At 65.0% G+C, this 26321-nt stretch carries 24 protein-coding genes; 16 read left to right on the plus strand and 8 right to left on the minus strand.

Going from position 1 to position 26321, the window contains the following annotated elements; all coding sequences use genetic code 11:
* Positions 1-73: 73 nt before the first annotated feature.
* The 8 genes from AAHM40_RS01250 to AAHM40_RS01285 form a co-directional block, all read right to left on the minus strand.
* The gene (locus tag AAHM40_RS01250) at positions 74-550 is read right to left on the minus strand and encodes an ester cyclase (RefSeq protein WP_342243077.1); all 477 of its coding nucleotides are present in this window, start codon (positions 548-550) and stop codon (positions 74-76) included.
* A 183-nt stretch (positions 551-733) separates the two neighbouring features.
* Positions 734-2158 (minus strand): gamma-aminobutyraldehyde dehydrogenase, encoded by a 1425-nt coding sequence (locus AAHM40_RS01255; RefSeq protein ID WP_342243078.1) that lies wholly within the window; start codon positions 2156-2158, stop codon positions 734-736.
* Between the two features lie 152 nt (positions 2159-2310).
* A complete protein-coding gene (locus tag AAHM40_RS01260; protein ID WP_342243079.1) occupies positions 2311-3117 on the minus strand; it encodes an ABC transporter permease in 807 nt (268 codons plus the stop codon).
* The gene (locus AAHM40_RS01265; RefSeq protein ID WP_342243080.1) at positions 3107-4057 is read right to left on the minus strand and encodes an ABC transporter permease; all 951 of its coding nucleotides are present in this window, start codon (positions 4055-4057) and stop codon (positions 3107-3109) included. Before AAHM40_RS01265 ends, AAHM40_RS01260 begins: the two co-directional genes overlap by 11 nt.
* Position 4058: 1 nt before the next feature.
* Positions 4059-5084 (minus strand): ABC transporter ATP-binding protein, encoded by a 1026-nt coding sequence (locus AAHM40_RS01270; RefSeq protein WP_342243081.1) that lies wholly within the window; start codon positions 5082-5084, stop codon positions 4059-4061.
* A gap of 252 nt (positions 5085-5336) precedes the next feature.
* A complete protein-coding gene (ydcS, locus tag AAHM40_RS01275) occupies positions 5337-6488 on the minus strand; it encodes a putative ABC transporter substrate-binding protein YdcS (RefSeq protein ID WP_342243082.1) in 1152 nt (383 codons plus the stop codon).
* Positions 6489-6551: 63 nt separating this feature from the next.
* A complete protein-coding gene (locus AAHM40_RS01280) occupies positions 6552-8057 on the minus strand; it encodes a gamma-aminobutyraldehyde dehydrogenase (RefSeq protein WP_342243083.1) in 1506 nt (501 codons plus the stop codon).
* A 105-nt stretch (positions 8058-8162) separates the two neighbouring features.
* Complete coding sequence (locus AAHM40_RS01285) at positions 8163-9074, minus strand: LysR family transcriptional regulator (RefSeq protein ID WP_137822187.1); 912 nt, start codon at positions 9072-9074, stop codon at positions 8163-8165.
* A gap of 204 nt (positions 9075-9278) precedes the next feature.
* Between AAHM40_RS01285 and AAHM40_RS01290 the strand changes: the two genes are divergently transcribed.
* The 16 genes from AAHM40_RS01290 to AAHM40_RS01365 all read left to right on the plus strand — a co-directional run bounded on the left by AAHM40_RS01290 (position 9279) and on the right by AAHM40_RS01365 (position 26184).
* Positions 9279-9977: a tellurite resistance TerB family protein gene (locus AAHM40_RS01290; RefSeq protein WP_342243084.1), complete on the plus strand. Its 699-nt coding sequence runs from the start codon at positions 9279-9281 to the stop codon at positions 9975-9977.
* A 246-nt stretch (positions 9978-10223) separates the two neighbouring features.
* Complete coding sequence (locus AAHM40_RS01295) at positions 10224-11852, plus strand: methyl-accepting chemotaxis protein (protein WP_342243085.1); 1629 nt, start codon at positions 10224-10226, stop codon at positions 11850-11852.
* A gap of 9 nt (positions 11853-11861) precedes the next feature.
* Positions 11862-12368, plus strand: coding sequence for a chemotaxis protein CheW (locus AAHM40_RS01300; RefSeq protein WP_342243086.1), 507 nt, complete (start codon positions 11862-11864; stop codon positions 12366-12368).
* On the plus strand, positions 12365-13612 hold the full coding sequence (locus AAHM40_RS01305; RefSeq protein ID WP_342243087.1) for a CheR family methyltransferase: 1248 nt from the start codon (positions 12365-12367) through the stop codon (positions 13610-13612). The genes AAHM40_RS01300 and AAHM40_RS01305 overlap by 4 nt, the downstream gene beginning before the upstream one ends.
* Positions 13605-14294 (plus strand): chemotaxis protein CheW, encoded by a 690-nt coding sequence (locus AAHM40_RS01310; RefSeq protein ID WP_342243088.1) that lies wholly within the window; start codon positions 13605-13607, stop codon positions 14292-14294. The genes AAHM40_RS01305 and AAHM40_RS01310 overlap by 8 nt, the downstream gene beginning before the upstream one ends.
* On the plus strand, positions 14291-16567 hold the full coding sequence (locus tag AAHM40_RS01315; protein ID WP_342243089.1) for a hybrid sensor histidine kinase/response regulator: 2277 nt from the start codon (positions 14291-14293) through the stop codon (positions 16565-16567). Before AAHM40_RS01310 ends, AAHM40_RS01315 begins: the two co-directional genes overlap by 4 nt.
* On the plus strand, positions 16564-17568 hold the full coding sequence (gene cheB / locus AAHM40_RS01320) for a chemotaxis response regulator protein-glutamate methylesterase (RefSeq protein WP_342243090.1): 1005 nt from the start codon (positions 16564-16566) through the stop codon (positions 17566-17568). The genes AAHM40_RS01315 and cheB overlap by 4 nt, the downstream gene beginning before the upstream one ends.
* A gap of 34 nt (positions 17569-17602) precedes the next feature.
* Positions 17603-18628, plus strand: a complete 1026-nt coding sequence (locus AAHM40_RS01325) for a PleD family two-component system response regulator (RefSeq protein ID WP_342243091.1) — start codon at positions 17603-17605, stop codon at positions 18626-18628.
* Between the two features lie 162 nt (positions 18629-18790).
* A protein-coding gene (gene prfB / locus AAHM40_RS01330) for a peptide chain release factor 2 (protein WP_342243092.1) occupies positions 18791-19886 on the plus strand; the annotation gives its coding sequence in 2 pieces (ribosomal slippage) (positions 18791-18862 and positions 18864-19886; 1095 coding nt in all).
* Positions 19887-19997: 111 nt separating this feature from the next.
* Positions 19998-21503 (plus strand): lysine--tRNA ligase, encoded by a 1506-nt coding sequence (gene lysS, locus AAHM40_RS01335; RefSeq protein ID WP_342243093.1) that lies wholly within the window; start codon positions 19998-20000, stop codon positions 21501-21503.
* A 197-nt stretch (positions 21504-21700) separates the two neighbouring features.
* Positions 21701-22414: a TetR/AcrR family transcriptional regulator gene (locus tag AAHM40_RS01340; RefSeq protein WP_342243094.1), complete on the plus strand. Its 714-nt coding sequence runs from the start codon at positions 21701-21703 to the stop codon at positions 22412-22414.
* A gap of 56 nt (positions 22415-22470) precedes the next feature.
* Entirely contained in the window at positions 22471-23025 is a 555-nt protein-coding gene (locus tag AAHM40_RS01345) for a hypothetical protein (protein ID WP_342243095.1), read from the plus strand.
* 7 nt (positions 23026-23032) lie between these two features.
* On the plus strand, positions 23033-24322 hold the full coding sequence (locus AAHM40_RS01350) for a flavohemoglobin expression-modulating QEGLA motif protein (RefSeq protein WP_342243096.1): 1290 nt from the start codon (positions 23033-23035) through the stop codon (positions 24320-24322).
* Between the two features lie 117 nt (positions 24323-24439).
* Positions 24440-25327 carry an alpha/beta hydrolase gene (locus tag AAHM40_RS01355; protein WP_342243097.1) on the plus strand — a complete coding sequence of 296 codons (888 nt, stop codon included), beginning with the start codon at positions 24440-24442 and terminating at the stop codon, positions 25325-25327.
* Complete coding sequence (locus tag AAHM40_RS01360; protein WP_028627403.1) at positions 25324-25647, plus strand: hypothetical protein; 324 nt, start codon at positions 25324-25326, stop codon at positions 25645-25647. Before AAHM40_RS01355 ends, AAHM40_RS01360 begins: the two co-directional genes overlap by 4 nt.
* Before the next feature lie 30 nt (positions 25648-25677).
* On the plus strand, positions 25678-26184 hold the full coding sequence (locus AAHM40_RS01365) for an O-acetyl-ADP-ribose deacetylase (protein ID WP_342243098.1): 507 nt from the start codon (positions 25678-25680) through the stop codon (positions 26182-26184).
* Positions 26185-26321 lie beyond the last annotated feature (137 nt).

A 26321-nucleotide genomic window follows, 5' to 3' on the forward strand; every position in this document is an offset into this window, starting at 1 on the left:
CGGCTGTTTTTATCGTTGGTGGGGCGGGGCGTGGGGGGGACGGCCGGCGCCGGGGCGGGCGCCGGCGAAGGGCTTACCAGCCGAGTTGCTTGTTGAAACCGAGGGCGTCGTAGTAGTCGCCCTGGTAGGTGATCTTGCCGTTCTTCACGCGGATGAAACTCACGCCTTCGAACTTCAGCGGCTTGTTGGTGGCCGGGGTTTCGGCACTCCAGGCGCCGCTGTTGGTGCCGGCGAATTCCCATTGGAAGGCAATGCCGTCAGCACTGACGATGGGCTCGCTGGTCATCTTCCAGGTGAGGTTCGGCACGGCGGTGATGAACACCTTGATCACGTTGTCGCGGGCGGCGGCACGGCCTTGTTGCGGCGTACCGACGGTGGCGTCGAAGTACGCCGCGTCTTCGGCCAGGAAGCTGGCGGCCTTGTCGGCGTCGTGAGCGTTCCAGGCAGCCATGTAGCCGGCGACTATGGCCTTGGCATCGTCGGCCGCCTGGGCCATCCCGGCCATGGCGCAAAGCAGGATGAAGCTGAAATTACGCAAGGTATTACGCATTGCTCGTTCTCCTGGTGGTTATCGCGGGTACTACCTGTGGAGCATTTTTCTGTAGGGGCGATTGCCATCGCCAGGCAGGCCGAAGGCCTGCCCTCGGGTCTCCATGGGGGCAGCGGCGCTGCCCTTGGCGAATGAATTCGCTCCTACAACAGCTGGCGCGAATCTGGGCGTGCGGCGGCCAGATCAGTGCTTGAACATCACATGGCGAATGGCGGTGTAGTCCTCCAGCCCATACATGGACATGTCCTTGCCGTAGCCGGAGTGCTTGACGCCGCCGTGCGGCATTTCGCTGACCAGCATGAAATGAGTGTTGACCCAGGTGCAGCCGTACTGCAGGCGCGCGGACAGGCGGTGGGCGCGGCCGACGTCGGACGTCCAGAGGGAGGAGGCCAGGCCGTAGTCGGAATCGTTGGCCCAGGCCAGCACCTGTTCTTCGCTGTCGAATGCGGTGACCGAAACCACCGGGCCGAACACTTCGCGGCGGACGATTTCGTCGTCCTGGCGAGCGCCGGCGAGCACGGTGGGCTGGAAGAAGAAGCCCGGGCCTTCGACGCGCGCACCGCCGGTGACCACCTGGATGTGCGGCAGGGCGCTGGCGCGCTGGACGAAACCTTCGACGCGTTCCAGGTGCTGCTCGGTGATCAGCGGGCCGAGCTCGGTGGCCGGGTCGTCCTGCAGGCCGGTCTGGATGCTGCCCACCGCTTCGCCCAGTTTGGCCACGAAGCGCTCGTAGATGCCCTTCTGCGCGTAGATGCGGCAGGCGGCAGTGCAGTCTTGCCCGGCGTTGTAGAAGCCGAAGGTGCGGATGCCTTCCACGGCGGCGTCGATGTCGGCGTCGTCGAAGATAATCACCGGCGCCTTGCCACCCAACTCCATGTGCATGCGTTTCACGCTGTCGGCGGTGCCGGCGATGATGCGGCTACCGGTGGCGACCGAGCCGGTCAGCGAGACCATGCGGACTTTCGGATGGGTCACCAGCGGCTCACCGACACTCGGGCCACGGCCGAAGACCAGGTTCACCACGCCAGCGGGGAAGATCTCATTGATGAATTCGGCGAGCTTCAGTGCGGTCAGCGGGGTCTGCTCGGAGGGCTTCAGCACCACGGTGTTGCCGGCGGCGAGCGCCGGACCGAGCTTCCAGGCGGCCATCATCAGCGGGTAGTTCCACGGCGCGATGGAGGCCACTACGCCGACCGGGTCGCGGCGGATCATCGAGGTGTGGCCGGGCAAGTATTCGCCCGCGGCGGAGCCGCTCATGCAGCGGCTGGCGCCAGCGAAGAAGCGGAATACATCGGCGACGGCCGGCAGTTCGTCGTTCAGCGCGGCGGCGTAGGGTTTGCCGCAGTTCTGTGATTCCAGGCGGGCCAGTTCCTCGGCGTGAGCGTCGATGGTGTCGGCGAGTTTCAGCAGCAGGGTGGCGCGGTCCTTCGGCGGGGTTTGCGACCAGGCCGGGAAAGCGGCGTCGGCGGCCCGCACGGCGGCGTCCACCTGGGCCGGGGTGGACTCGGCGATTTCCACCAGGGCGGTGCCCAGGGACGGGTTGAGCACGGCGAGGCTGGGGCCTTCGCCGGCGACGAGCTGGCCATTGATCAGGAGCTTGGTTTGCATGGGTTAGGTCCTCGTTCGGTCTAGCCCCTCTCCCCCTGGGAGAGGGGTTGGGGTGAGGGAAATTCGGTGTGGCTCGGACTGCCCTCTCCCCCGGCCCCTCTCCCGCAAGCGGGCGAGGGGAGACAAGAAGGGGAGAGGGTGCATACAGGGCTTTACTTCCCGCTACCCGCCACGCCCTCGCCGCCCTTGGTCAGGTAGTAGGCACCGAGGATGGGCAGCATGGTCACCAGCATCACCAGCATCGCCACCACGTTGGTCACGGGGACGTCGCGCGGGCGGCTGAGCTGGTTGAGCAGCCAGATCGGCAGCGTGCGTTCGTGGCCGGCGGTGAAGGTGGTGACGATGATCTCGTCGAACGACAGCGCGAAGGCCAGCATGCCGCCTGCCAGCAGGGCCGAGCCCAGGTTCGGCAGGATGATGTGGCGGAAGGTCTGCCAGCCGTCGGCACCCAGGTCCATCGAGGCTTCGATGAGGCTGTGGGAGGTGCGGCGGAACCGCGCGATCACGTTGTTGTGGACGATCACCACGCAGAAGGTGGCGTGGCCGATGACGATGGTCAGAAGGCCTGGCTCGATGCCCAGTCCCTTGAAGGCCGAGAGCAGCGCGATGCCGGTGATGATGCCGGGCAGGGCGATTGGCAGGATCAGCATCAGTGAGATGCCTTCCTTGCCGAAGAAGCTGCGGCGGTAGAGCGCAGCCGCTGCCAGGGTACCGAGCACCACGGCGATCAGAGTGGCAATGGCAGCCACCTGCGCCGACAGCTTGATCGCTTCCAGCACGTCGGCACGGCCGAAGGCAACGCTGAACCAGTGCAGGGTGAAGCCCTGCGGCGGGAAGCTGAACGCGGCGTCTTCGGTATTGAAGGCGTACAGGAAGATAATCAGGATCGGGATGTGCAGGAATGCCAGCCCGCCCCAGGCGGCCGCTTTCAGGCCCATAGAGGCTTTGTCAGAGTGCATCGAAGGCCCCCAGGCGTTTGACGATGGACAGGTACACGGCGATCAGCACGATCGGCACCAGGGTGAAGGCAGCAGCCATGGGCATGTTGCCGATGGCGCCCTGCTGGGCGTAGACCATGCTGCCGATGAAGTAGCCCGGCGGGCCCACCAGCTGCGGCACGATGAAGTCGCCCAGGGTCAGGCTGAAGGTGAAGATCGAACCGGCGGCGATACCCGGCACCGACAGCGGCAGGATCACCTGCATGAAGGTCTGGCGCGGGTGTGCGCCGAGGTCGGCCGAAGCTTGCAGCAGCGAGGGCGGCAGGCGCTCCAGGGAAGCCTGGATCGGCAGGATCATGAACGGCAGCCAGATGTAGACGAACACCAGGAAGCGCCCCAGGTGCGAGGTCGACAGGGTGCTGCCACCCACGCCGGGCACGCCCAGCAGCAGTTCCAGCAGCGGCTGCAGGTGCAGCGCCTGGACGAACCACATCACCACGCCGCCCTTGGCCAGCAGCAGGGTCCAGGCGTAGGCCTTGACGATGTAGCTGGCCCACATGGGCATCATCACCGCGATGTAGAAGAACGCCTTGGTCTTGCCCGTGGTGTAGCGCGCCATGTAGTAGGCGATGGGGAAGGCCAGGGCGGCGCTGGCGATGGACACCGCCATGGCCATGCTCAGCGTGCGCACGATGATGTCGAAGTTGGCGGCCTGGAACAGTGCGCCAAAGTTGACCAGAGTCAGGTCCGTCGACACCGTCATGGTGAAGTCGTCGAAGGTGTAGAAACCCTGCCAGAGCAGCGTCAGCAGCGAACCCAGGTAGATGGCGCCAAACCACAGCAGCGGCGGCACCAGCAGCAGCGAGAGATACAAGGTCGGACGGCGGTAGAGCAGGCTCGACAACCTGCGCATCAGGCCATTGGCGGCGCTCGGCCGCTCGGCGTTGAGGGTCAGTTCCATGTCACGCGCCCTCGGTCAGCTGGACCATGGCATCGCGCGCCCAGCGGGCGGTAACCACCTGGCCCTGCTGGTGCAGCGGCGCGGCGTCCTGCCACTGGCTGTTGGCCAGGCTGACGCAGAGGTTCTGGCCGTTATCCAGACGGATCTCATAGCGGGTGGCAGCGCCCTGGTACTGGATGTCGTGAAGCAGGCCGCTGATCTCCACATCGCTGCCGTTGTGCTCGCCGCTGGCGAAGCGGATGTGCTCGGGGCGGATGGAGAAGGGCTGGTCGGTGCCGGTGAGCTGGCGGGCCAGGTCGCCACGCAGGACGTTGGAGGTGCCCACGAATTCCGCAACGAAGGGTGTGGCCGGCTTCATGTACAGGTTGCGTGGGGTGTCCACCTGTTCGATGCGGCCCTTGTTGAATACGGCCACGCGATCGGACATGGACAGTGCCTCGCCCTGGTCGTGGGTGACGAAGATGAAGGTGATGCCGAGCTGGCGCTGCAGCTTTTTCAGCTCGCTCTGCATCTGTTCGCGCAGCTTGAGGTCCAGCGCGCCCAGCGGCTCGTCCAGCAGCAGCACGCGCGGACGGTTGACCAGGGCGCGAGCCAGGGCCACGCGCTGGCGCTGGCCACCAGACAGCTGCGCGGGCTTGCGGTCGCCGTAACCGGCCAGGGCGACCATCCCCAGGGCTTCCTCAGCGCGGGCCAGGCGCTCGGCGCGGGCCACGCCTTTTACCTTCAGACCATAGGCGACGTTGTCGCGCACGTTCATGTGCGGGAACAGGGCGTAGTCCTGGAACACGGTGTTCACATCGCGCTCGTACGGTGGCAGGCCGGCGGCCTCTTCACCGTGGATGCGGATGGAGCCCGAGGTGGGTTGCTCGAAGCCGGCGATCAGGCGCAGGCAGGTGGTCTTGCCCGAGCCCGAGGGGCCGAGCATGGAGAAGAACTCGCCGTCCTTGATATCGATGGATACCCGGTCGACGGCCTTGACCTCGCCGAACTGGCGGGAAACCTGGGTGAACTGGACAGCAAGAGTCATGGTGCGGTGCTCCAGTGACGCGAAAAAAGACAAGACTTGGGCGGGGCTTCGCGGTGGAAGCCCTGCGGGAATTTCAGATGGTGTGGACAAACGCCCTCTCCCAGAGGGAGAGGGGAGGTTTCATCGTGCTAGGGGCTGGACTGAGCGAGCGGCCTGAGGGCAAGGCGCCCCGCAGCGAGGCGCGAGACATACCTTCTGGTAGGCGAAGCGCCGAGTGAGGACGCAACGCCGCCATCAGGTCGCGCAGCCAGTTCAGCGACCGCCCATGATCGCGATGTAGTCCTGCGTCCAACGGCTATAGGGCACGAACTTGCCGCCCTCGGCCTGCGGGGTCTTCCAGAAGGCGATCTTGTCGAACTGGTCATAGCCGTTGGTGGCACAACCCTCGGCACCGAGCAGGGCGCTGGCCTTGCAGCCGGCGGGCACGGCCGGCAGGGCGCCGAACCAGGCGGAGACGTCGCCCTGGACTTTGGGTTCGAGCGACCAGTTCATCCACTTGTAGGCGCAGCTCGGGTGCTTGGCCTCGGCGTGCAGCATGGTGGTGTCGGCCCAACCGGTGACGCCTTCCTTCGGGAACACGGTGGCGACTGGCTGGCCTTCGGCTTTCAGGGTGTTGGCCATGTAGCCCCAGGTGCTGGAGGCGGCCACGCCTTCGTTCTTGAAGTCGCTCATCTGCACGGTCGCGTCGTGCCAATAACGGTGCACCAGGCCGTGTTGCTTGCGCAGCAGGTCGAGCACGGCGGCGTACTGCGCTTCGGTCAGTTGGTAAGGGTCCTGGATGCCCAGTTCCGGTTTGGCGGATTTCAGGTAGAGGGCGGCGTCGGCAATGTAGATCGGGCCGTCGTAGGCCTGCACGCGGCCCTTGTTGGCTTTGCCGTCGGCCAGTTGCTGGGGCTCGAACACCGCGCTCCAGCTGTCCGGCGCCTGCTTGAAGGCCTTGGTGCTGTACATGAGCAGGTTCGGGCCCCACTGGTAGGGCGTACCGTAGGATTTACCCTCGACGGTGAACCAGGGCGCGTCCTTCAGGCGTGGGTCGAGGTTCTTCAGATTGGGAATCAGGTCCGGATTGATCGGCTGTACGCGCTTGCCGTAGATCAGGCGCAGCGAGGCGTCGCCGGAGGCGGTGACCAGGTCATAGCCGCCCTTGGTCATCAGGCTGACCATCTCGTCGGAGGTGGCGGCGGTCTTCACGTTGACCTTGCAGCCGGTGTCTTTCTCGAACTGGGTGACCCAGTCGTAGTTCTTGTCCGACTCGCCGCGCTCGATGTAGCCGGGCCAGGCGATGATGTCGAGCTGGCCTTCGCCGGCGCCGACTTGTTTCAGGGCTTCGGCGGCCTGCAGGCTGCCGCTGGCGAGGATGGCGGTGGCCACTGCGCTGAGCAGGGCGGTTTTGCGCACGGACATGTTGTTCCCTCTTTTTCGTTATTGGTCGGGGCAGATGAAGCAGGCTGGTGCGTTCTTGTTCTCTTAAAAATCAGTGCCGTGACGGGCCATGATGTGTCGCACCACGCTGTAGTCCTGCAACGAATCGCTGGACAGGTCCTTGCCGTAGCCGGAGCGCTTGAGCCCGCCGTGGGGCATTTCGCTCGCCAGCATGAAATGGGTGTTGATCCAGGTGCAGCCGTACTGCAGGCGTGCGGCGACCTGCATGGCCTTGTCCAGGTTCTGGGTCCAGACGGAGGAGGCCAGGCCGTACTCGGAGTCGTTGGCCCAGTCCACGGCCTGGGCAAGGTCGTCGAACCGGGTGACGGTGACCACCGGGCCGAAGACTTCGCGCTGGACGATCTCGTCCTGCTGCTTGCAGCCGGCCAGGAGGGTTGGCTGGTAGTAGAAACCCGCGCCTGAATGCACGGCGGCGCCGGTGACCCGTTCGATGTGCGGTTGGCCCAGGGCGCGCTCGACGAAGCTGGCCACGCGGTCGCGCTGGCGCGCGCTGATCAGTGGGCCGATTTCATTGTCCTGATCGCGCTTGCGGGCGAAGCGCAGGCTGGCCACGGCCTCGCCCAGTTCGCTCACCAGACGGTCGTGGATGCCGGCCTGGGCGTAGAGGCGGCAGGCGGCGGTGCAGTCCTGGCCGGCGTTGTAGTAGCCGTGGGTACGCACACCCTGGACCACGGCATCGATGTCGGCGTCGTTGCAGACGATCACCGGCGCCTTGCCGCCCAGTTCCAGATGGGTGCGCTTCAGGGTGCGGGCGGCGCTCTGCAGGATCTTCTGGCCGGTGACGATATCGCCGGTGAGCGACACCATGCGCACGCGCGGGTGGCTCACCAACTGGCTGCCAACACTGTCGCCACCGCCGCAGAGGATATTGATCACCCCCGGCGGGAGGATTTCCGCGAGGGCCGGTGCCAGCGCCAGAATGGACAGCGGAGTGTGTTCGGAAGGCTTGAAGATCAGGGTATTACCGGCGGCCAGCGCCGGCGCGATCTTCCAGGCCGCCATCATCAGTGGGTAGTTCCAGGGCGCGATGGAGGCGACCACGCCCACGGGATCGCGGCGCACTAGACTGGTGTGGCCAGGCACGTACTCGCCAGCGAGCTGGCCCTGCTGGCAGCGCACCGCGCCGGCGAAGAAGCGGAACACGTCGGCGGTGGCGGGGATGTCGTCCTGGCGCGCCAGGTGCAGCGGCTTGCCACAGTTCAGGGCTTCCAGGTGGGACAGTTGGTCGGCGCGTTTTTCGATGGCATCGGCGATGGCCAGCAGGGCGGCGGCACGTTGCGCGGGGGTGGTGCGCGACCAACGGGGGAAGGCGCGGTTAGCGGCGGCGACGGCGGCTTCCACCTGCTCGATGGACGCTTCGGCAATGGCTACCAGGGTTTCGCCGCTGGCGGGGTTGATGATCGGCTCGGCCAGCCCTTCGCCGGTGACGAGCTGGCCGTCGATCAGCAGTTCGGTGTGCAGGGTCGGTGTGCTGGCGGCGCCGGTCATCTTGCTGGCTCGTTTCTTCTCGGGTTTTTGTTCTTCAGTCATCCCGGTGCTCCCTGGGTGGGCCCGGCATGCCTCTGCTTATGGGGAGCAGAGACTAGAGGTCGGGCCTGGGGTCGACAAATTCTAAATATTGAAAGTTGCATTCGATTAAATCGAAGGCCTGCGGTTGTTCGGCTGTTCCCGCGCCACGGTGAGGAAAGGGTCTACCAGGGGCGGGCGGGCGGTACCGCGCCGCCAGGCCAGGCCCACGTCCAGCGGCGCACCCAGGTCCACCAGCGGGCGGGCCTCGATGATGTCGCCCTCCAGCGACCACGGGCGGTAGGTCATGTCCGGCTGGATCGATAGGCCGAGGCCCGCTGCCACCAGGCTTCGCACCGCTTCCACCGAAGCGGTGCGCAAGGTCACCTGGGGCGTGAGCCCGGCGCGGGACCAGATGCGCTGGGTGTGCAGCCCCATCTCGTCGGCGTTGAGCTGGATCAGCGGCTCGCCGGACACGTCCGCCAGGCTGATGCTGTCGCGCTCCAGCAGCGGGTGCTGGGCAGGCAGCCAGAGGCGGTGCGGCGAATGGGTCAGTACCTCGGTCTGCAGGGCGTGGCGGTCTTCCAGGTTGGAGAGAATCAGCACGCCTACATCGATCTCGCCGCTGACCAGCAAATGCTCGATGTAGGGACGCTCGTCTTCGACCACCCGGGTTTTCACGTTGGGATAGGCGCGCTGGAAACGGGTGATGAGGTCGGCCAGGTAGTAACCGGCCACCAGGCTGGTCACACCGATGGTGAGGCTGCCCGCCACCTGGTCGGTGCTTTGCTGCAGGCTGCGCTTGGCGTTTTCCACCGTCGCCAGGATCAGGTGCGCCTGACGCAGGAACTGATGCCCCTGATGGGTCAGGGACATGCCCTTGGCGTGGCGATTGAACAGGCTGACGCCGATCTCTTCCTCCAGTTGCTGGATGGCCAGGGTCAGGGTTGATTGGGAAATGAACACCGCCTGGGCCGCGGCGGAGATGGACCCGGTCTCGGCAACGGCGATGAAGTGGCGGATCTGGCGAAGGGTCATCATGGGCGGGGTTCGCGTCTGGATGGCGGCTGATGGATAGGGAATATCGAAATCTTAACGAGCGTTTCGCTTTTTTAGATGGAATCCGTCAATCCCGCCACCTTTCGGACCCGCAGCAATATCTCGAAGCACACTGCGAACTGCCGCGGGGAATCCCAACGGCTAGAGTCGGTCGATCTTTGGGTTCGGACTTATTTGGAGGCTTCGATGAATACCCGCGGACTGCTCGACCAACTGCTCAAATCCGGCCAGGACCTGCTGCAACAGAAAGCCGGCGGCAAATCGGGAGGCTTCTCGGGCGGTAAGTCCGGCAACGGAGACCTCGGAAGTCTGCTCAAGGGGGCGGGCGGTGGCGCCCTGGCGGCAGGCGCCCTGGGCCTTCTGCTGGGCAACAAAAGTGCGCGCAAACTGGGCGGCAAGGCGCTGACCTATGGTGGCCTGGCTGCGCTTGGCGTGCTGGCGTACAAGGCTTATGGCAACTGGCAGGCCCAGCAGGCGAACGCGCCAACAACCGAACCGCAGACCCTCGATCGCCTGCCTGCGCCTCAGGCCGAGCAGCACAGCCAGGCCATCCTCAAGGCGCTGGTGGCGGCGGCCAAGGCCGATGGCCATGTGGATGCCCGTGAACGCCAGCTAATAGAAGAAGAACTGGGCAAGCTGACCCAGGACGCGGAACTCCACCGCTGGCTGGACGCCGAACTGAACAAGCCACTGGACCCGGCCGACGTGGCTCGTGCGGCCACCACCCCGGAAATGGCCGCCGAGATGTACCTGGCCAGCGTGCTGATGGTGGACGAAGAGCACTTCATGGAGCGTGCCTACCTGGAAGAACTGGCTCGTCAGCTGCGGCTCGAACCGGGGCTCAAGATCGAGCTGGAGCGGCAGGTTCGACAAGAGCTGGCCTGACGGGTACTCGGTAGTGGGGGCGAACCGATCCGTGATCGAAATCGCTCCCATGGCGACTGTCCATCAACGCATACCCTGCAAACCGGAAACTTTCTGCCAAACTCCCCAAAGCTGCGCGCCGCCGGCTTTCTGGCGACGTAAATCTACGTCCTTTTGGAGCTTGCGGGCGCCCTGGCTTGTTCACTAGAGTCGCGGCCAATGGCCCGGCGACACTGAGAATTCGGGCACTGGTAACGGGGAAGATTTGTGAAGAACTGGACTGTTCGCTTGCGTATCCAGGCAAGTTTCGCGGTGATCATCGCCATCATGTTGCTGATGGCCGGCATGTCCTACCTGCAGCTGAGGAACATCGAGCTCGAAGGCGAGCGGGTGCTGAAGGACTCCGTGCCGGGCATGTACTACATCAGCAAGATCCGCAGCGGCTGGACCGACAATCTTCTGCGTACCCAGGCGCTGCTTCAAAGCGATGGCGTTTCGGGCGGCACCATCTATCACACCGACCGCAAGGACCTGGACGAGAGTAATACCGCGCTGGATGAGCTGATCAAGGGCTACGAGAGCACCATCAGCGACGAGGGCGATCGCGAGGACTTCGAGGCCTTCGAGGCAATCCGCAAGGCGTACGCGACGCACCAGGCCACGGTGCTGGAAGCGTTGAAGGAAAGCCGGCCGGATGAGGCCCGCGTCACGTTCGAAACTGCACTTGTGGAGCAGTGGAGCGAAGGACGCACGCAGCTCAATGACCTGATCGAAGGCAACCGCAACAGGAGCGAGCAATCGATCACCGAGATCGTCGCCTCGGTGCGCAATGCCGAGCGCAGCATGCTCCTGGCCATGATGCTGGCGGTTGCGGCCGCCGTCGTCTGCGGCTTGCTGCTGCTGCGGGCTATCACCCGCCCGGTCAGCGGGATCGTCGAAACGCTCCGGGTCATGGGCGGCGGCGACTTGTCGACGCGCCTCGACCTCAAGCGCAAGGACGAATTCAATGCCATCGAGACCGGCTTCAACAGCATGGCCGACGAGCTCAAGGCCCTGGTAGCCCAGGCTCAGCGTTCCGCTGTGCAGGTCACCACTTCGGTGACCGAGATCGCTGCCACGTCCAAGCAGCAGCAGGCGACCGCCACCGAAACCGCCGCCACCACCACCGAGATCGGCGCCACGTCGCGGGAAATCGCCGCGACCTCCCGCGATCTGGTCCGTACCATGACCGAGGTATCCGGTACCGCCGAGCAGACGTCCATCCTCGCCGGCTCCGGCCAACTGGGCCTGGCGCGCATGGAGGACACCATGCACCAGGTGATGGGCGCCGCCGAGCTGGTGAACGCCAAGCTGGCGATCCTCAATGAGAAGGCCGGCAACATCAACCAGGTGGTTACCACCATCGTCAAGGTGGCTGACCAGACCAACCTGCTGTCCCTCAATGCCGCCATCGAGGCGGAGAAGGCCGGCGAATATGGCCGTGGATTCGCCGTGGTGGCCACCGAGGTGCGCCGCCTGGCTGACCAGACTGCCGTGGCGACCTACGACATCGAACAGATGGTGCGCGAAATCCAGTCGGCGGTGTCCGCCGGGGTCATGGGCATGGACAAGTTCTCCGAGGAAGTGCGCCGCGGCATTGCCGAAGTGGGGCAGGTGGGTGAGCAGCTGTCGCAGATCATCCAGCAGGTGCAGGCCCTGGCGCCGCGGGTGCAGATGGTCAACGAGGGCATGCAGGCCCAGGCCACTGGCGCCGAGCAGATCAACCAGGCCCTGGTGCAATTGGGCGAGGCTACGGGGCAGACGGTGGAATCGCTGCGCCAGGCCAGTTCTGCCATTGACGAACTGAATCTCGTGGCCAACGGCCTGCGAACCGGCGTCAGCCGCTTCAAGGTCTGAGTCGGCGCCATGTGTCCAAGCCTAACCCGCGCCCCGGTTCGTACGGCCAGGGGCAGGCTCTACCTGCAGTTCCGCATGGGCGGCGACCGCTATGCACTGGATGTTCATGAGGTGGTCGAGGTGCTACCCCTGCGGCAGTTGAAGCAACTGCCTGAGGCGCCGGCCTGGGTTGCCGGGGTGTTTTCTCACCGCGGTGTGCTGGTTCCCGTGCTCGACCTCGGTGTACTCGCCTTCGGCCAGCCGGCGCAGTTGCGAACCAGCACTCGCCTGGTGCTGGTGCAGTACCCCCTGGCGGGCCAACCGCGATGGCTCGGGCTGATCCTCGAACAGGCCACCGATACCCTGCGCTGCCGTCCTGACGAGTTCTGCGATTACGGTTTGGAGCCGCGCGATGCACGCTACCTGGGGCCGGTCTACCAAGGCCCTGATGGCCTGGTGCAGCACATCCGCGTGGCCGATCTGCTGTCGGACGAAGTCCGCGCGCTGCTCTTCCCAGCGGCGGAGGGGGCGGCATGATCGAGCGCTTCGAAACCCTGTTGAAGGTCCGCATCGGCCTGGAGGCGGAGTCCGTCGGCCGGGTGGTCATCGAGCGTGCGGTACGCCAGCGCATGGGCGCCTGCGGCAGCCGCGACGAAGATGCCTACTGGACCACCCTAAACGCTTCGCCAGGTGAGCAGCAGGCGCTGGTCGAGGCCGTGGTGGTGCCGGAAACCTGGTTTTTCCGCTATCCCGAATCCTTCGCCGCCCTCGGCCGCCTGGCCTTCGAGCGGCTGCCGGAGCTGGCGGGGGGGCGTCCCTTGCGCATCCTCAGCCTGCCCTGTTCCACGGGGGAGGAGCCGTTTTCCATCGTCATGGCGCTGCTGGATGCCGGGCTCGCGCCGGGGTTGTTCCAGGTGGACGCGGTGGACGTCAGCGAGCGGGTGCTGGAACGGGCGCGCCAGGGTATCTATGGACGCAACTCGTTCCGTGGCGACGACCTGGGCTTTCGCGAGCGCTATTTCCTGCCCACCGGGGAGGGCTACGCCCTGACCCGGCAGGTGGGGGCCAAGGTTCGCTTCATGCGTGGCAACCTGCTGGACCCCGGCCTGCTCGCCGGGGAGGCACCCTACGATTTCGTCTTCTGCCGCAACCTGCTGATCTACTTCGACCGCCCGACCCAGAGTGCTGTGCTGGAGGTGCTCAAGCGACTGATGCAGCGTGACGGCGCCATGTTCATCGGCCCGGCCGAGGCTAGCCTGCTGAGCCAGCAGGGTATGCAACCGCTGGCTTATCCACAGGCCTTCGTGTTTCGTCATGCGCCGCCCCAGGCGATTGCCAGGCCGGCCAAGGCCCGTGTCCCGGTAGCTGCACCGACGGTGGTGGCGCCGTTACCCAGCCGTGCTCCGGCCCGACCGCGCCCGCCACTGCCGAAACCCGAGCAGCTCAAGGACGCGTCCGAAGGGGCTGGGCGCGACGCGGACCTGGCGAACATCGCCAGCCTGGCCAACAGCGGTCGCAGCGAAGACGCGCGCGCCGCCTGCGAGGCCTTTCTGAACGCCCACGGCCCCTCTGCCGACGCCTTCTACTGGCTCGGCCTGCTCAGCGATGTAGCCGGCAAGGTCGATGAAGCCCAGGACAATTACCGCAAGGCGCTTTACTTGCAGCCGCAGCATGCCGAGGCGCTGGCCCACCTGGCGGCGCTGCTCGCTGCCCGCGGCGACCGGGCCGGCGCACAACGCCTGCAGCAGCGCGCCAATCGGGGACTGAACAACCATGGCTGATAACCGACTGCCTCTGATCGCCAGCGACCAGTTGCCGGCGGTGGACGACTGCTGGAATCGCATCGGAGTGCATGGCGACAAGTCTTGCGAACGTCTGGCCATCCATGTGCATTGCCGTAATTGCGAGGTGCATGCGGTGGCCGCCACCTTGCTGCTCGACCGCTACGCACTGATCCGTGAGGACGCTGCTGCGGTTCCCGCTGACCAGCCCGAGGAGGATGCACGCGAGCGTCGCTCAACGCTGGTATTCCGTCTGGGAGAGGAGTGGCTGGGCCTGGCGACCCGCTGCCTGGTGGAGGTGGCGGCCATCAATCCTATCCACTCGCTGCCGCACCAGCGCTCCCTGGCCTTGCTGGGCGTGACCAATGTGCGCGGTGCCCTGGTGGCGTGCCTGTCCTTGAGCGAACTGCTGGGGCTGGAGAAGGGCAGTGAAGTGAGCGGTGAGCGCCGCGTGGTACCCCGGTTGCTGATCTTCGCCAGCCAGGGCGGTCCGCTGGTGGCGCCGGTGGATGAAGTGGATGGTATCCACGGCATTCCCCTGGACGCGATGGTTGATCCCGGACGTACCCCGGATCTGGCCGCACGCCAGTTCGCCTCGGGTGTGGTGCAGTGGCGAGGCCGCAGCATCACGCTGCTGGATGAAGGTCTGCTGCTGCAGGCCATGGCAAGGAGCCTGGCATGACCCCGGACCAGATGCGCGACGCATCCCTGCTGGAGCTGTTCCGCCTGGAGGCGGAGGCCCAGACCCAGGTACTCAATATCGGATTGCTGGTACTGGAGCGCAATCCGACGCAAGCCGACCAACTGGAAGCCTGCATGCGCGCGGCCCATTCCCTGAAGGGGGCAGCACGCATCGTCGGGCTCGATGCCGGGGTGCGGGTCGCCCATGTGATGGAAGACCTGCTGGAAGCCGCGCGCCAGGGCCACGTGCGGCTTCAACCGGACAGTATCGACGCGCTGCTGCAGGGCTCCGACCTTCTGCTGCGCATCGGCAGTGAGGCGGACTGGGCGGAGAATGCCGGCCGCGAGAGCATCGAGGCGCTGATCGCCCGATTGCAAGGCGGCCCCGGTGAGACACCGTCGCCACCGCCCCAGGCGCTTATCGAGCCGGTCCTGCTCGAGTCAGTCGCCCCTGAGGCGCCGATGCCGGAGCCCGCGCGTCGCGAGGTCGAAACGCCCGGCCCCGTGGACAATGGCACCGAGGCCCGCGACCGGGTGCTGCGGGTTAGCGCCGAGCGCCTCGATCACTTGCTGGATATCTCCAGCAAGTCGCTGGTGGAGTTCCAGCGCATCAAGCCGCTGAATGACGCGCTGCACCGCCTCAAACGCCTCCAGGCCAGCGCCAGTCGTGCCCTGGATGTGGCCCGGGAGTCGGTACTGGACGGCACCCTCGACCCGCAGGCCCAGGTGATGCTCGGTGAGGCTCGGCAACTGCTCGGTGAGTGCCAACAGGTGCTCGCCAGCCATATGGCTGATTTCGACGAATTCGGTTGGCAAGGTGGCCAGCGCGCCCAGTTGCTCTACGACGCCGCCCTGGCCTCGCGCATGCGGCCCTTTGCCGACGTGCTGTCCGGCCAGGCGAGGATGGTCCGTGACCTGGGGCGCTCGCTGGGCAAGCCGGTACGGCTTGAGGTGAGCGGTGAAACCACCCAGGTCGACCGCGATGTGCTGGAGCGCCTGGAGGCGCCGCTCACCCACCTGCTGCGCAACGCGGTGGATCACGGTATCGAGAGCCCGCAGGTTCGCCAGCGGCTGGGCAAGCCGGAAGAGGGCGTGATCCGTCTGCATGCCCGTCACCATGCCGGCATGCTGCTGCTGGAGCTGGCCGACGATGGCGCCGGCGTGGATCTGGAGCGCCTGCGTGATGCGGTGGTTGCCCGCCAGTTCGCCAGCCTCGAGACCGCCACGCGGATGACCGAGGAGGAGTTGCTCGCCTTCCTCTTCCTGCCCGGCTTCAGCATGCGTGAACAGGTGACCGAGGTGTCCGGACGCGGTGTCGGCCTGGATGCGGTGCAGCACATGGTGCGCCAGTTGCGCGGCGGCGTACGCATGGAGCAGCGCAGCGGGCAGGGCGCGACCTTCCACATCGAAGTGCCACTGACCCTGTCCGTGGTGCGCAGCCTGGTGGTGGAGGTGGGCGGCGAGGCCTATGCCTTCCCGTTGGCCCATATCGAACGCATGACCCGGCTGCAGCACGAAGACATCGTCCAGCTCGAAGGCCGCCAGCATTTCTGGCACGAGGGCCGGCACGTGGGGCTGATCTCGGCCAGCCAGATTCTCCAGTGCGCCGAGGGCAAGCGTGACGAGGCCGGCATCCCGGTGGTGCTGATCAGCGAGCGCGATACCCGCTACGGCGTGGCCGTGGAACGTTTCATCGGCGAGCGCACGCTGGTGGTGATGCCGCTGGACCCGCGCCTGGGCAAGGTCCAGGACCTGTCCGCCGGGGCGTTGCTGGACGATGGCCGGCCGGTGCTGATTCTCGATGTCGAGGACCTGCTGAAATCCGTCGGCAAACTGCTCGGCAGTGGCCGCCTGGAAAAGGTCGATCGCACCGGCCGCCAGGGAGCCGGTGCCCAGCGCAAGCGCGTGCTGGTGGTGGACGATTCCCTCACTGTGCGCGAACTGGAGCGCAAGCTGCTGGCCGGCCGCGGATACGACGTGGCGGTGGCCGTAGACGGCATGGATGGATGGAACGCCCTGCGTTCCGAGCATTTCGACCTGTTGATCACCGATATCGACATGCCGCGCATGGACGGTATCGAGTTGGTCACCCTGGTGCGCCGTGATAATCGTCTGCAGTCCCTGCCGGTGATGGTGGTGTCCTACAAGGACCGTGAAGAGGACCGACGTCGCGGCCTGGATGCCGGCGCCGACTATTATCTGGCGAAGGCCAGCTTCCATGACGAAGCGTTGCTGGATGCGGTCGTCATGCTGATTGGGGAGGCGCAAGGGTGAGGATAGGGATAGTCAACGACATGCCCCTGGCCGTGGAAGCGCTGCGCCGGGCCCTGGCCCTGGAGCCGGCGCACCAGATTGCCTGGGTGGCGGGCAATGGTGCGGAAGCGGTGGAGTGCTGCCGTCGGGATGTGCCGGATGTGGTGCTGATGGACCTGTTGATGCCGGTGATGGATGGGGTCGAGGCGACGCGGCAGATCATGGCCCGCAGCCCATGCGCCATCCTCATCGTGACGGTGGATATCGAACAGAACGTGCACCGGGTGTTCGAGGCCATGGGCCATGGCGCTGTGGATGCGGTGAACACGCCCGGGCTCGGCAGCGGCCAGGCCCGGGAAGCGGCCCAGTTGCTGCGCAAGATCCAGAATATCGGCTGGCTCATGGGCCAGCGTGACAACCGCGGCCGTGGCGCCACCGAACCACGGGCCCAACGCAGCGGCAGCCAGCGCCTGGTGGCTATCGGCGCATCCGCGGGTGGCCCGGCCTCCCTGGCGCAGTTGCTCAAGCAGTTGCCGGAAAACTTCTCGGCGTCGGTGGTGCTGGTGCAGCATGTGGATGAAGTCTTCGCCGCTGGCATGGCCGACTGGCTGGCCAGCGAATCCCGCCTGCCGGTGCGCCTGGCGCGGGAAGGTGAGCCACCGCAGCCGGGAACCATCCTCCTGGCCGGCACCAACAATCACTTACGGCTGATGCGCAATGGCGAGTTGGCCTACACCGCCGAACCCACCAGCCATGTATACCGGCCGTCCATTGACGTGTTCTTTGACAGCCTGGTGGAGCACTGGAAGGCCGACGCCATCGGTGTGCTGCTCACTGGCATGGGGCGGGACGGTGCCGAGGGACTCAAGCGCATGCGCGGCCGGGGGTTCCTGACCATCGCCCAGGACCAGGCCAGCTGCGCCGTCTATGGCATGCCCAAGGCCGCCGCCGCGATTGGTGCGGCGGTGGAAATACTAGCCCTGGAGCGCATCGCGCCCCGGTTGGTCGAAGCGTTCGGATGAAATTCACCTCAGGCCCGTGTGCCCGGAGAGCGTTATGCAATACCCCTATCGCAGCCATATGGACATGACCCCGGTGGAGCCTTCGGCAATGGTGCTGCTGGTCGATGACCAGGCCATGGTCGGTGAAACGGTGCGTCGGGCACTGATGGCCGAGGCAGGCATCGATTTTCATTTTTGCGCCGACCCGCTTCAGGCGGTTGCCGTCGCCTTGCAGATCAAGCCCACGGTCATCCTCCAGGACCTCGTGATGCCCGGCGTCGACGGCCTGAGCCTGCTTTCCGAGTACCGCGCCGTGCCGGCCCTGCGCGACGTACCGATCATCGTCCTGTCGACCAAGGAAGAACCCACGGTGAAGAGTGCTGCCTTCGCCGCCGGTGCCAACGACTATCTGGTCAAGCTGCCCGATGCCATCGAACTGGTGGCGCGTATCCGTTACCACTCCCGCTCCTACATCGCCTTGCAGCAACGCGACGAGGCCTACCGTGCCCTGCGGGAAAGCCAGCAGCAGCTACTGGAAGCCAACCTGGTGCTGCAGCGCCTGATGAACTCCGATGGCCTGACCGGCCTGTCCAACCGTCGCCACTTCGACGAGTACCTGGACATGGAATGGCGCCGTGCCCTGCGCGAGCAGAGCGAGCTGTCGCTGCTGATGATCGATGTCGACCACTTCAAGAGCTACAACGACAACTTTGGTCATGTGGCCGGTGACGAGGCCCTGCGCCGGGTAGCCGATGCGATTCGCGCGTGCTGCAGTCGCGCCACCGACCTTGCCGCACGCTACGGCGGAGAGGAGTTCACCATGGTCCTGCCAGGCACGGCCGCTGGCGGTGCGCGCCTGCTGGCCGAGAAGGTGCGACGCACGGTGGAGGCACTGGGCATCCGCCACGAATTGCCGACGCCGGGTTCGGTGCTGAGCATCAGCATCGGTGTAGCCACCCTCATCCCCAAGGCCGGCCAGCCTTCCCTGGTGCTGGTGGACATGGCTGACCAGGGGCTCTACCAGGCGAAGCACAATGGCCGCAATCAGGTAGCGATGGTGGTGGCGGAGGCGAAACCCTGACCGCTAACGATAGCGTGAGCAGGTTCTGGCGAGGGGAGGGTGGCGTATGGGCTCCGCGCGTCGCCAGATCGGGGCAAATCGCGGCTGGCATGCTGCCGGCCTCCAGTGACTCGGGTATACTCGCCGGCTTTTCCGAAAGTTTTGCCAGCGAGAGCTTCCGCCATGGAAATCAACCCGATTCTGAACAGCATCAAGGACCTCTCCGATCGCACCCTGTCTATTCGGGGGTATCTTTGACTACGATCAGAAGCATGATCGTCTCGTCGAAGTAAACCGCGAACTCGAAGATTCCAACGTCTGGAACAACCCCGAATACGCCCAGAATCTCGGCCGCGAACGCGCCCAGCTGGCGCAGATCGTCGAAACCCTGGACGACCTGACCGGCGGCCTCGCCGATTCCCGCGACCTGCTGGACATGGCGGTCGAGGAGAACGACGAAAGTGCAGTGAACGACGTTGCTGCCGAAGTCGAGCGCCTGCGCGAGATCCTCGAGAAGCTGGAATTCCGCCGCATGTTCAGCGGCGAGATGGACATGAACAACGCCTACCTGGACATCCAGGCCGGCTCCGGCGGCACCGAAGCCCAGGACTGGGCCAACATGCTGCTGCGCATGTACCTGCGCTGGGCCGACAAGCGCGGCTTCGACGCCACCATCATCGAACTGTCCGAAGGCGAAGTCGCCGGCATCAAGGGCGCCACCGTCCATGTGAAGGGCGAGTATGCCTTTGGCTGGCTGCGCACCGAGATCGGCGTGCATCGCCTGGTGCGCAAGAGCCCCTTCGACTCCGGCAACCGCCGCCACACCTCGTTCACCGCGGTGTTCGTCTCGCCGGAAATCGATGACAACATCGAAATCGAGATCAACCCGTCCGACCTGCGCATCGACACCTACCGCTCCTCCGGCGCGGGCGGTCAGCACGTGAACACCACCGACTCTGCGGTGCGTATCACCCACGTACCGACCAACACCGTGGTGGCGTGCCAGAACGAGCGCTCCCAGCACGCCAACAAGGACACCGCCATGAAGATGCTGCGGGCCAAGTTGTACGAGCAGGAGATGCAGAAGCGCACCGCCGCCTCGCAGGCGCTGGAAGACACCAAGTCCGATATCGGCTGGGGCCACCAGATCCGTTCCTATGTACTCGACCAGTCGCGGATCAAGGATCTGCGTACCGGCGTCGAGCGCAGCGACTGCGACAAGGTGCTGGACGGCGATATCGACGAATACCTCGAGGCCAGCCTTAAACAAGGCCTGTAAACAGCATCCTGTAGGAGCGAGCTTGCTCGTGACCCCGTCGAAGAGCTTCGCGAGCAAGCTCGCTCCTACCAGTAACTCATTTAAATTTGACGCCAGGCAGATAGAACGACCATGAGCGACCAACAACTCGACCAGCACGAACTGCAACAGGAAGAAAACAAGCTGATCGCCCAACGCAAGGAAAAACTTGCTGCCGTGCGTGAAGCCAAGGCCATCGCCTTCCCCAATGACTTCCGCCGCGACAACTACTTCGCGGACCTGCAGAAAGAGTACGCCGACAAGACCAAGGAAGAGCTGGAAGCAGCCGCTATCCCGGTCAAGGTCGCCGGTCGCATCATGCTCAACCGTGGTTCCTTCATCGTCCTGCAGGACAGCAGCGGCCGTCTGCAGGTCTACGTCAACCGCAAGACCCTGCCCGAAGAGACCCTGGCCGAGATCAAGACTTGGGACCTGGGCGACATCATCGGCGCCGAAGGCACCCTGGCCCGTTCCGGCAAGGGCGACCTGTACGTCGAGATGACCAGCGTGCGCCTGCTGACCAAGTCGCTGCGCCCGCTGCCGGACAAGCACCACGGCCTGACCGACACCGAGCAGCGCTATCGCCAGCGTTACGTCGACCTGATCGTCAACGAGGAAACCCGCAACACCTTCCGCGTGCGTTCCCAGGTGATCGCCCACATCCGCCGCTTCCTCAGTGACCGCGGTTTCCTCGAAGTGGAAACCCCGATGCTGCAGACCATCCCCGGTGGCGCGGCGGCCAAGCCGTTTGCGACCCATCACAATGCGCTGGACATGGCCATGTTCCTGCGTATCGCGCCGGAGCTGTACCTCAAGCGTCTGGTGGTCGGTGGTTTCGAGAAGGTCTTCGAGATCAACCGCAACTTCCGTAACGAAGGCGTTTCGACCCGGCACAACCCCGAGTTCACCATGCTCGAGTTCTACCAGGCTTACGCTGACTACGAAGACAACATGGACCTGACCGAGGAGCTGTTCCGCGAGCTGGCCCAGGCGGTGCTCGGCAGCACCGACGTGCCCTACGGCGACAAGGTCTTCCACTTCGGCGAGCCGTTTGTCCGTCTGTCCGTGTTCGACGCCATCCTCAAGTACAACCCGGAAATCACCGCCGCCGACCTCAACGATGTCGAGAAGGCCCGCGAGATCGCCAGGAAGGCCGGTGCCAAGGTCCTCGGCCACGAAGGCCTGGGCAAGCTGCAGGTGATGATTTTCGAGGAACTGGTCGAGCACAAGCTGGAGCAGCCGCACTTCATCACCCAGTACCCCTTCGAAGTGTCGCCGCTGGCGCGCCGCAACGACCAGGACCCGAGCGTCACCGACCGCTTTGAGCTGTTCATCGGTGGCCGCGAGATCGCCAACGCCTACTCCGAGCTGAACGACGCCGAAGACCAGGCCGAGCGCTTCATGCTGCAGGTCAAGGAGAAAGATGCTGGTGACGACGAGGCCATGCACTACGACGCTGACTTCGTCAACGCCCTGGAGTACGGCATGCCGCCCACCGCAGGTGAAGGCATCGGTATCGACCGACTTGTGATGTTGCTCACCAATTCGCCGTCTATTCGAGACGTCATCCTGTTCCCGCACATGCGGCCGCAGGCTTGATGCAGGAGCAAGAAAATAACCGCCTTCGGGCGGTTTTTTCTTGGCTGCCGTGCGGCGCGCGAACCTTTTGCCCCGGCGCCGCTCCTAGTTGGCGCTCGTCAGGGTCGACAGAGCCTTAATCTTGCCCATCCCAGCATTGAATAGCCGGATAAATGGTCAACACTTTCACCTTGAGTGAGATCGGAGGGTTTCCTGTCTTGAACCAGTCGTCCCGCAGTGACAGTGCTGCCCGCGTGGCCAGCGCGGTAGCCGAAAGCGTGAAGTACCAGGGCCGCAAGGCCAGCCGCCAGGGCAGCGAACAGCGCCGCCAGGCGATCCTCGATGCCGCCATGCGCATCATCGTCCGCGACGGCGTGCGTGCCGTACGCCATCGCGCCGTGGCCGCCGAGGCCCAGGTGCCGCTATCGGCCACCACCTATTACTTCAAGGACATCAACGACCTTATCACCGACACCTTCGCCCAGTTCGTGGAGCGCAGTTCGGCGGTGATGGCGGCCTTCTGGGCCAGCGTGGAGGATGACCTCCAGGCCATGGCTGCGGTGCTCAGCCGCGACGGTGACTCGCGCCGGGCGATGACCGACCAGATCGTCGAGCTGGCCATCCAGTACGTGCGCAGCCAGTTGGAGGAAAACCGCGACCAGTTGCTCGCCGAACACGCCTTCCGCCAGGAAGCGCTGCTCAACGCCGGTCTGCGTAATCTTGCTGACGCACATCGCAGGATACTCTCGCAGGGCGCGGAGCATTTCTTCCAGGTGCTGGGCTCGGCCGAGCCAACTCAAGACGCCAAGGTGTTGACGGCCGTCATTCTGCGGATGGAATATCAGGGCCTCCTCGACGGGGTGGAAAACCTCGACATCGACGAGATGCGAGCCGTCCTGAAACGCTACCTTTACCTGGTGATGGGACTGTAAGCGCATAGATCGAACCCCGCCGAGGCGGGGTTTTTCGTTATCACAAGGAGAGCGAAATGAAAGTCTGGCGTGCCGTGGTTGCCCTGTCCTTCCTGCTGTTGGGCGGCTGCCTGGTCACCTTCAAGGATCCGATCCCGGCCAACGAGCCGGCACCCATGCCACTTCTCGGGGACTGGACCCGCAAGGACGAGTGGGGCGAGCGACAGTACCTTGAGGTCAGCCGCGCCGGCTCCAACCTGTACAAGGCACGCAGCTTCGAGGGCAGCAAGGACAACCTGGAGGGCATGGAAGAGTTCGGCTTCACCGTCGCCCACCATGGACGCCGCTGGTACCTTTCGGCCGGTCTGCCGAAGAAGCTCGGTGCCAACTTCGCCATCGCCGGATTCGAGCTGACCACCGACAACGAGTTGGTGGTCTACAACCTGGATGTCGAACGTTTCGAGCAGGAAATGCAGGACGGCAAATTCCAGGGGCAGGTCGTGGAAATGCCGGAAGGCGACGGCGTGCTCATCACCAGCCCGCTGGATGTGGTCTTCGGCTGGCTGGACGACCCCGCCAACTCCGACGTTTTCGTCGAAGTGGCGCGGTACCAGCGCGCGACCGAGGAGTGAGCCACCGATGACCCGCCGCAAGCTGCCAGACGATTACCAGAAGACCATTCGCGCGCTATCGGACCGTATCGTCCAGGCGCAGACGCCGATCCGCGTGCTGGACGCCGTAAAGTGGGACGACAGCGTCCGCCAGGGCTTCCTCAAGCACAAGGGCAAGGCCATGCCCCCAGTGGACCGTGCCTACTACGACAGCCGTCCGCTGGCCTTCGACTCGGTCGAGAAGAAGCTGGAATTCCAGAACATCGAGCGCGATATCACCCGTCACCTGGGCCAGTTCAACCCGGTGGGGCAGATCATGCGGCGCATGTGCAAGGAGTACCGCATGGTGATCCGCATGCTCGAAGCACGCGGCACCGCGGATTTCGGCCTGATCTCCCAGGAGCTCTATGGTGCCGCTTCCGACGCCTTCCACGCCGGCGACCCGACCCTGGCCGACCTCGGCCTGATGCTCTCGGACTACCTGAACAACATCGCCCATCGCGGCGACCTCAAGGACGAGGCCAAGACACTCACCGCCAAGGATGCCGTGGGCCTGCTGCAGAGCCGGCTGGCGGCAGTGTTCGGCGACGACACCATCCGCGTGTTCGAGTCTGACGGCATAGTCGCGGATGCTGCGGCCGGGGCGGACTACATCAAGGTCCGTGCCGACGCCATGTTCAACGAGCGCGACGTGCGTGCCCTGGAAGTCCACGAAGGGCTGGTACACGTGGGCACTACCCTGAACGGCCAGAATCAGCCGATCTGCACCTTCCTCTCCAAAGGCCCGCCGTCGTCGACCGTGACCCAGGAAGGCCTGGCGATCCTGATGGAGGTCATCGCCTTCGCCTCCTACCCGACTCGCTTGCGCCGGCTGACCAACCGCACCCGCGCCATCCACATGGCGGAGGAAGGCGCGGATTTCCTCGAGATCTACCATTTCTACCGCGAGCAGGGTTACAGCATGGAAGAGAGCTACGGCAGCGCCAGCCGCGCTTTCCGTGGTTCGCTGCCGGGCGGTCTGCCTTTCACCAAGGACCTGTCCTACCTGAAGGGCTTCATCCTGATCTACAACTACATCCAGCTCGCCGTGCGCAAAGGCAAGCTGGAGCAGATCCCTCTTCTGTTCTGCGGCAAGACCACCCTGGAAGACACTCGCACCCTGCGCCAACTGGTGGACGAGGGGCTGGTGGTGCCACCGAAGTACCTGCCGCCGCAGTTCCGCGACCTCAACGCGCTGTCGGCCTGGATGTGCTTCTCCAACTTCCTCAACCACCTGAGCCTGGACCGTATCGAGGCGGACTACGCCAACATCCTCTGACCTGCCTGCCGGGGCGAAGGCACTCCCCCAGCAAGGCGGCACGAACCCTGTGGGGGAGAATTCATTCGCCAACCAGCCCGCAGGGCTGGCCTGTGATGTTTCAGGAAGGAATTGCACATGCCCGCTTCCCGCCCCTTGCTGATCCTCTTCATCCTGCTCCTGCAAGGCTGCAGTGCGCTGCTGTTCTACCCGGACCAGCACCTGCCCTTCACCCCGGAGAAGGCCAAGCTGGAGTACCGCGACATTAGCCTGACCGCCGCTGACGGTACGCGCCTGCATGCCTGGTGGCTTCCAGCCAAGCCCGGTGTGGAAGTGAAGGGCACGGTGCTGCACCTGCATGGCAACGGCGGCAATGTTGCCAGCCACCTGGGTGGCAGTTGGTGGTTACCGGCCCAGGGCTACCAGGTGTTGCTGCTGGATTACCGTGGCTACGGCCGCTCCGAGGGTTCTCCGAGCCTGCCGGCGATCTACCAGGACATCGAGGCCGCCTTCGCCTGGCTCGATCGGGCGCCCGAGGTTCAGGGCAAGCCGGTCGTGCTGCTGGGGCAGAGCATCGGCGGCGCGCTGGCGGTGCATTATCTTGCCGAACACCCTGCGCGGCGCGAGCAACTCAGGGCGCTGGTGCTGGACGGCGTGCCCGCTAGCTACCGCGAAGTGGCTCAATACAGCCTCTCCAACGCCTTGATCACCTGGCCGCTGCAGATCCCGCTGTCCTTCCTGATTCCGGATAGTGACAGCGCCATCCGCGCAATCGGCGAGCTGAAAGGCTTGCCCATGCTGATCTACCACAGCATCGACGATCCGGTGGTGCCTCTTTCCAACGGCGTGCGCTTGTATCAAGCTGCGCCCCCGCCGCGGGTGTTCCAGCCGGTCCGCGGCGGCCATGTGCAGACCTTCGCCGATCCCACCTGGCGGCAGGTCATGCTGCTTTACCTCGAAGACCCGAAAGGCTTCGTCGGACTGCGCCGGCTGGCTGAAGTCCCGAATACAGAGAGTCCCCAATGAGCGAACGCAACCCCATTCCGCTGATCCTCACCGGCATCGGCAGCATTGTCGGCACCGTGATGGTGCTCTGGTACTACGGCTACCTTCACTTCGCCAAGCCGGAGGACGCCCTGTTGCTGTCCGACTTCACCATGCTCAAGACCATCCCGGGCGAGGATTACAAGGTTTCCCTGGAAGCTGCCCCGCAGGTCGCCCAGTGCATCGACGGCGTGCTGGTGCTGTTCGATACCCAGCAGAAGGGCCTGACCGGCGTGCTGGTGGACAACAAGCGCAAGGCCGTGCGCTGCATGGGGCAGGAGACCCCGCAAGAGGTCAAATAAGGGGCTAGCCTCCGTTTGGAGGTACCCGTCATGGACATTCGAATCTGGCAGGGCGATATCACCCCCCTGAGCGTCGACGCCATCGTCAATGCTGCCAACAGTTCACTGCTTGGCGGCGCTGGCGTCGACGGCGCCATCCACCGGGCCGCCGGCCCCGAGCTCCTCGCCCACTGCCGCACGCTAGGTGGCTGCCCCACCGGCGAGGCACGTATTACCCCGGGCTTCCGCCTGCCGGCGCGCTTCGTGATCCACACTGTCGGACCGTTCTGGCACGGCGGCACTCGCCGCGAACCCGAACTCCTCGCCAATTGCTACCGCAACAGCCTGGCCCTGGCCGAAGCCGAAGGGCTGGCCAGCATCGCCTTTCCGGCGATCAGTTGCGGGGTGTACGGCTATCCGCTGGAGGAGGCGGCGCGAATTGCTGTGGCCGAGCTGCAGCGGCCGAGGCCGGTGGGCAGCAGCCTGAAGGAAGCGCTGCTGGTGGCCTTCGGGGCGGACATGGTGCGGATTTATCGTGAGGTGCTGGGAGAAGGGTAGGACCAGTCAGGCCGACCTCCCCTCACCCCGGCCCTCTCCCAGAGGGAGAGGGGGCTGTCCGTGCGTTCGTTGGAATTTGGCATTTCGTTGCCGGCGCGAGTCACCCCTCTACCTCCGAGAGAGGGGCTGGGGGTGAG

The organism is Pseudomonas sp. OTU5201, from assembly GCF_038440135.1.
Taxonomy (GTDB): Bacteria; Pseudomonadota; Gammaproteobacteria; order Pseudomonadales; family Pseudomonadaceae; genus Metapseudomonas; species Metapseudomonas resinovorans.

Coding starts and splice junctions, on each gene's coding strand:
- AAHM40_RS01325 (WP_342243091.1), top strand. CDS start 17,603: ATGCAATACCCCTATCGCAGCCATATGGACATGACCCCGGTGGAGCCT.
- AAHM40_RS01270 (WP_342243081.1), bottom strand. CDS start 5,084: ATGACTCTTGCTGTCCAGTTCACCCAGGTTTCCCGCCAGTTCGGCGAG.
- AAHM40_RS01350 (WP_342243096.1), top strand. CDS start 23,033: ATGACCCGCCGCAAGCTGCCAGACGATTACCAGAAGACCATTCGCGCG.
- AAHM40_RS01345 (WP_342243095.1), top strand. CDS start 22,471: ATGAAAGTCTGGCGTGCCGTGGTTGCCCTGTCCTTCCTGCTGTTGGGC.
- AAHM40_RS01355 (WP_342243097.1), top strand. CDS start 24,440: ATGCCCGCTTCCCGCCCCTTGCTGATCCTCTTCATCCTGCTCCTGCAA.
- AAHM40_RS01255 (WP_342243078.1), bottom strand. CDS start 2,158: ATGCAAACCAAGCTCCTGATCAATGGCCAGCTCGTCGCCGGCGAAGGC.
- AAHM40_RS01300 (WP_342243086.1), top strand. CDS start 11,862: ATGTGTCCAAGCCTAACCCGCGCCCCGGTTCGTACGGCCAGGGGCAGG.
- AAHM40_RS01280 (WP_342243083.1), bottom strand. CDS start 8,057: ATGACTGAAGAACAAAAACCCGAGAAGAAACGAGCCAGCAAGATGACC.
- AAHM40_RS01265 (WP_342243080.1), bottom strand. CDS start 4,057: ATGGAACTGACCCTCAACGCCGAGCGGCCGAGCGCCGCCAATGGCCTG.
- AAHM40_RS01305 (WP_342243087.1), top strand. CDS start 12,365: ATGATCGAGCGCTTCGAAACCCTGTTGAAGGTCCGCATCGGCCTGGAG.
- AAHM40_RS01260 (WP_342243079.1), bottom strand. CDS start 3,117: ATGCACTCTGACAAAGCCTCTATGGGCCTGAAAGCGGCCGCCTGGGGC.
- AAHM40_RS01250 (WP_342243077.1), bottom strand. CDS start 550: ATGCGTAATACCTTGCGTAATTTCAGCTTCATCCTGCTTTGCGCCATG.
- AAHM40_RS01315 (WP_342243089.1), top strand. CDS start 14,291: ATGACCCCGGACCAGATGCGCGACGCATCCCTGCTGGAGCTGTTCCGC.
- AAHM40_RS01290 (WP_342243084.1), top strand. CDS start 9,279: ATGAATACCCGCGGACTGCTCGACCAACTGCTCAAATCCGGCCAGGAC.
- AAHM40_RS01285 (WP_137822187.1), bottom strand. CDS start 9,074: ATGATGACCCTTCGCCAGATCCGCCACTTCATCGCCGTTGCCGAGACC.
- AAHM40_RS01360 (WP_028627403.1), top strand. CDS start 25,324: ATGAGCGAACGCAACCCCATTCCGCTGATCCTCACCGGCATCGGCAGC.
- AAHM40_RS01310 (WP_342243088.1), top strand. CDS start 13,605: ATGGCTGATAACCGACTGCCTCTGATCGCCAGCGACCAGTTGCCGGCG.
- lysS (WP_342243093.1), top strand. CDS start 19,998: ATGAGCGACCAACAACTCGACCAGCACGAACTGCAACAGGAAGAAAAC.
- AAHM40_RS01365 (WP_342243098.1), top strand. CDS start 25,678: ATGGACATTCGAATCTGGCAGGGCGATATCACCCCCCTGAGCGTCGAC.
- ydcS (WP_342243082.1), bottom strand. CDS start 6,488: ATGTCCGTGCGCAAAACCGCCCTGCTCAGCGCAGTGGCCACCGCCATC.